We start from the raw sequence: 390 nt of genomic DNA on the forward strand, positions 1-390 counted from the left end.
GGGTATCAGTACCGCGCTCGTAAAGGTGAGTAGCGAAGCTATGGCGCAGAACATGTGTCGTCACCTGCTTATCGAGACCGGCATGTTGCCGAGCTTTGCGGCAGGCCTCTTGCAACGTGCCGACACTCACCGGATCGTCCGGATTGCGCCCTGGAAACAGCCAATGGCGCGGTTTGGCCAGACACCAGTAGGATCGCAGGATGCTGAGCAGCCGCGGCGACAGCATCACGTAACGGTCCTTGCCGCCTTTGCCGGCGGTGATCAGGATCAGCATGCGCTTGCTGTCGATCGCGCTGGGCCTCAAGGCGGCTGACCTTGCCGGCTCGTAGCCCGGCAGCATAGGCCGTCACCAGCGCAACGCGGTCGCGCAGGGCCGGTACAACCTCCAGG

At 63.3% G+C, this 390-nt stretch carries 1 protein-coding gene; it reads right to left on the reverse strand.

Annotated features, from left to right (window positions below; translation table 11 throughout):
- Positions 1-340: tyrosine-type recombinase/integrase (locus tag I6F31_RS36285; protein ID WP_225187069.1), on the reverse strand; the 340-nt coding region annotated here is incomplete at its 3' end.
- Positions 341-390 lie beyond the last annotated feature (50 nt).

Source organism: Bradyrhizobium sp. NBAIM01 (genome assembly GCF_020194115.1).
GTDB lineage: Bacteria > Pseudomonadota > Alphaproteobacteria > Rhizobiales > Xanthobacteraceae > Bradyrhizobium > Bradyrhizobium yuanmingense.